At 67.1% G+C, this 4,627-nt stretch carries 2 protein-coding genes; both read left to right on the forward strand.

The window, feature by feature from the left end:
* The first annotated feature begins 369 nt into the window (after window positions 1-369).
* Window positions 370-1,377: a LacI family DNA-binding transcriptional regulator gene (locus AC3IMC_RS20370; protein WP_490920716.1), complete on the forward strand. Its 1,008-nt coding sequence runs from the start codon at window positions 370-372 to the stop codon at window positions 1,375-1,377.
* A gap of 110 nt (window positions 1,378-1,487) precedes the next feature.
* Complete coding sequence (locus tag AC3IMC_RS20375) at window positions 1,488-4,505, forward strand: glycoside hydrolase family 2 TIM barrel-domain containing protein (protein ID WP_490920717.1); 3,018 nt, start codon at window positions 1,488-1,490, stop codon at window positions 4,503-4,505.
* The last annotated feature ends 122 nt before the right edge of the window (window positions 4,506-4,627 follow it).

Below are 4,627 nucleotides of genomic sequence, written 5' to 3' on the forward strand. Positions count from 1 at the left end.
CACCAAAACCAAAAACCGCCCCAAACCCTGGGCACAGCCCCCAAGAAAACCAGGCACGCCCCACCAGCAAACGCCCCGTCCCCGGGCACGCCCTGTCACGTCCTGCGCTCTCTCGGGGAACGCACCATCACCACCCGCCCCTTCCCCGGGCACGCCCCATCAGCCAACACCCCTAATTCAGGCACGCCCCATCAGCTAACACCCCTAATCCAGGCACGCCCCATCACGTGACGCCGCCACCTGCAGGTGTGATGGCGGATCCACGCAGAACTGGCAGGACATGATGGCGCGTCCTTGGGGAAGGGGCGGGACATGCTGGCGCGTTGGGCGGATGGGGCAACCGGGGTATGGAGCCTAGACTTACGGTCTATGACCTCCCGAAGCCAGGGCCCCGCGGGCAAACGTGCCACCATCCTGGATGTTGCGGCTGCGGCAGGCGTATCGCGGCAGACGGTGACCCGGGCCATGAACGATATGGCCGGCATTAGCCAGGACACCCGGGAGCGTGTGCGGAGGCTGGCGGCTGAGCTGGGATACACGCCCAGCCGCTTCGCGAAGGGCCTGGTCCAAGGGGCCCGCATCTCCGTGGGCCTCGCCATTCCCGACCTGACCAATCCATATTTCCCCGCTTTCGCTTCCAGCGTTGTCGAGGCAGCCACAAACCGTGGCTGGAACGTCGTGGTGGACGACTACGGGCATGGAAGCGGCAGCGCCCTCGACGCTGCGGAGCGGCTGGCACCCCAGGTGGACGCCCTCATCGGCTACCTCGGCCAGGAGTCGGAGATGGCGCAGGAAGTGATGGGCCGGCGCCCCGTCGTCGGCCTTGACAACCCTGCCGGGCGGTCCGCAGGTGGGATCTCCTTTGACTACCACCACGCCGCCCGGCTCGCCCTCAACCACCTGGTGGCACTTGGCTGCCGGAACATTGCGTACCTGGACTCGGACCAGGGAAGCCCCGCGGCCGGCCGCGGAGCTGCGGCTGCGGAGGTGGCGGCAGGCCTCGCGGTCCGGCTGCGCCGGTGTGAAGCCAGCGCCTCCGCCGCCGGCGCGAAGGCAGCGATAGCCGCGCTCCTCGCCGCCCAGGAAGGGATCGACGGGCTCCTGGCGTTCAATGATCTGATGGCGGCCGGAGCCTTGAAGGCGCTGCAGGAAGCGGGGCGGGCAGTGCCCCGCGGCTGCCCGGTCATTGGCATGGACGGGATCCCGCTCGGAGAACTTCTGACCCCTGAGCTCACCACGCTCTCCCTGGACCTGCGCGCGGTGGGGCGTGCCGCCGTCGACCTCCTGGACGGGCTGTTGTCCGGCTCTATGGAAGCAGGAAGCGAAGAAGCGCGCCTCGTGCTGCTGCACACCCTGGTGCGCCGCCAATCCGCCTGACACCTGCTGAAACCTGACCCCTACTGAAATGCGAGGGAAGCGGTTAGGCTTGACGCCGTGGCGTGAACGTTCACGCAACCTGCCTTCGAACCTAGCCTCAAGGACGATCCATGCCAGTTCGCGCCACCGCCCCGCACGCAGCAGCCGGCACAAGTCCATCACGGAGCCTTGAGCTCGGTGCTGACGCAGTCCGCGACCTTGAGATTCCCGGGCCGGGCAGAGGCAGTCTTCCACCTCGGGCCTTCCTGGCCAGCGATGCTCCGAAGCTGCTGCTCAACGGCGAGTGGCAGTTCCGGTTGAGCGACGGTATCCGCACTGCTCCGGGAGACGGGTGGCAGCGCGGCGGGGACCTAGTCGGATTTACGTCCCTTCCCGTGCCCTCAAGCTGGCCCATGCAGGGGCACGGTGCCCCCGCCTACACCAATGTGCAGTTCCCGTTCGCGGTGGAGCCGCCGCACGTGCCGGAGGACAATCCGGTTGGCGACCACGTAGTGACTTTCGACGCCGGAGCGGAGTACTTCCCGCATGCGCTCCTAAGGTTCGACGGTATTGACTCCGCCGGCACGGTGTGGCTGAACGGCGTGGAACTGGGTACCACCCGCGGGAGCCGGCTGCCGCACGAGTTCGACGTTTCCGGCGTCCTGGTCCCGGGAACCAACACCTTGGCCGTGCGGGTGGCACAGTTCTCGGCCGCAAGCTACGTGGAGGACCAGGACATGTGGTGGCTGCCGGGGATCTTCCGGGACGTCACCCTGCAGGCCCGCCCCGAGGACGGCCTCGATGACGTCTTTGTCCACGCTGACTACGATCATCAATCAGGCCAAGGCGTCCTTCGCGTCGAGGCGACCCGGGGCGGAAAGCCCGTTGACGCCGTCGTACGTGTTCCCGAACTTGGACTGGAACTGCCTGCGGGCGATGCAACTGCCATCGCCCGGGTGGAACCGTGGTCCGCCGAGATTCCGCGGCTGTATGAGGCAGCCGTCAGCACGCCCGGCGAGACCGTTTGGCTGCAGCTGGGCTTCCGCAGCATCACCATCGAGGATGCGCAGTTCAAGGTCAATGGCCGGCGCATCCTGCTGCGCGGCGTGAACCGCCACGAGCACCACCCCCGGCTGGGCCGGGTGGTGCCCCGTGACGTGGTGGAGGCGGAGCTGCGGCTGATGAAGCAGCACAACATCAACGCCATCAGGACTTCCCACTACCCGCCACACCCGGAATTCCTCCCATTGGCGGACCAGTTGGGGTTTTACGTCGTTCTTGAGTGCGACCTGGAAACCCACGGCTTCGAGAGCGCCGGATGGGCCCAGAACCCCAGTCACGATCCGCAGTGGGAACCTGCGTTGTTGGACCGTATGCGCCGGACGGTGGAACGGGACAAGAACCACGCCTCGGTGGTCATGTGGTCCTTGGGCAACGAGGCAGGCGCCGGCCGGAACCTCGCCGCCATGTCCCGCTGGGCCAAGGACCGGGACCCTTCCCGTCCCATCCACTACGAGGGCGACTGGACCTCGGCCCACGTTGACGTCTACTCCCGCATGTACGCGAGCCAGGCCGAAACGGAGCTGATCGGGCAGGGCATTGAGCCTGCCCTCGAGGACGCGGCCCTGGACGCCCGCCGCCGCGCCATGCCGTTCGTGCTGTGTGAGTACGTGCACGCCATGGGCAACGGGCCCGGCGGGATGAGCGAATACCAGGAGCTGTTCACAAAGTATCCGCGGCTGATGGGCGGCTTTGTCTGGGAGTGGCTGGAACACGGAATCACCGTCCCCGCTCCCGGAGGCGGCGAACAATTCGCCTACGGTGGTGACTTCGGCGAGGAGGTTCACGACGGGAACTTCGTCACGGACGGCCTGGTGGACGCCAACCGCAAACCGCGCCCCGGGCTGCTGGATTTCAAGAAGGTCATCGAACCGCTGCACATCGAGGTTGCGCCGGACTGGACGGGCTTCCGGCTAGGGAACAGCCAGGACTTTGCGGACACGTCAGCCTTCAGGTTCCAGTACAGGGTGGCGGACGACGGCGGCACGCAGCTTGAGGGGACGGCGGACGTTGCGCCGTTGGCAGCGCAGTCGGACGCGGCAGTGGCGCTGCCCGCCCATGTTGCCGACTACAGGCGGGGCCTGCCCGGGGGCAAGACCGCGGTGCTCACGATTAGTGCCGTCTTGGCGGACGACAGCACCTGGGCAGCCGCCGGCCACGAAGTTGCCTGGGGGCAGGCGGTCCGCTGTGGCGCCGCTCCCGGGCCGGCGCAGGCCCGGGACCTTGTGGAGGCTGCGGACGGTGAACTCCGCCTGGGCGAAGCAGTTTTCAGCCGGTTCACGGGAATGCCCACGTCCCTTGGCGGCATTCCGGTCGAAAAGCTGGCTTTGGTCCTGTGGTGGCCCCCCACCGACAACGACCTCGGCAGGGAGTGGGATGGCACCGACCCCCGGCCACTCGCGGCGCAATGGAAGGACGCCGGCCTCGATCGCCTTCACGCCCGCCTCCTGGGCATCAGCGCCGAAAAGGCACCCGACGGCGGGGAGTTCCTTCGGGTGCGGACGCGGATGGGTGCGGCGGACAAACAGTTCGGCGTGCTGGTGGATTACGTCTGGACCAGCGGCCACGGTGCGTTGACACTGCGTACCCAGGTCCGGCCGGTGGGGACCTGGGCCAACAACGGCTTTGGGGTGGAATGGGCGCGGATCGGGCTGGAACTCGTGCTGGGCCAGTCAACCTCCACTGTGCGTTGGTTCGGCCAGGGCCCGCACCAAAGCTATCCGGATACGGGCCAGGGCACCCGTGCCGGCTGGTTCGAACTGCCCCTCGCAGGGCTGGATGTGGACTACGTTCGGCCCCAGGAGTCGGGTGCCCGCTCTGCCGTCCGTTCCGCGGTCCTCGAAACGGGGGGAGTGACTCTCGAGATTTCCGGTGAGCCCTTTGCCCTGACGGTACGCCCCTACAGCCTGGCCGCCTTGGACTCCGCCGTCCATCGCTCCGATCTGCTCCCCGACGGGCGAAGCTACGTCTATGTGGATCATCAGATGCGCGGGGTTGGAACCGCGGCCTGCGGACCTGGCGTCCTGGAGCATTACCGTCTCACGCCCCGGGAAGTCGACTTCGAAGTGACGTTGCGGGTGTCCGGGTGAGTCCCGCCGGATGTGAGCCATTCCATAGCAGCGCATGGCCCGATCCCGGACATCTGTTTGGCAGGATATGCCTCTAAAAACCCTGTGATTCCGGGGTTTTTGGTGGCATCTTCCCTCCCGGT

Source organism: Arthrobacter sp. E70 (genome assembly GCF_058266945.1).

Excerpts from the sequence above, each read along its gene's own strand:
- AC3IMC_RS20370 (WP_490920716.1), top strand. The coding sequence starts at position 370 with ATGACCTCCCGAAGCCAGGGCCCCGCGGGCAAACGTGCCACCATCCTG.
- AC3IMC_RS20375 (WP_490920717.1), top strand. The coding sequence starts at position 1,488 with ATGCCAGTTCGCGCCACCGCCCCGCACGCAGCAGCCGGCACAAGTCCA.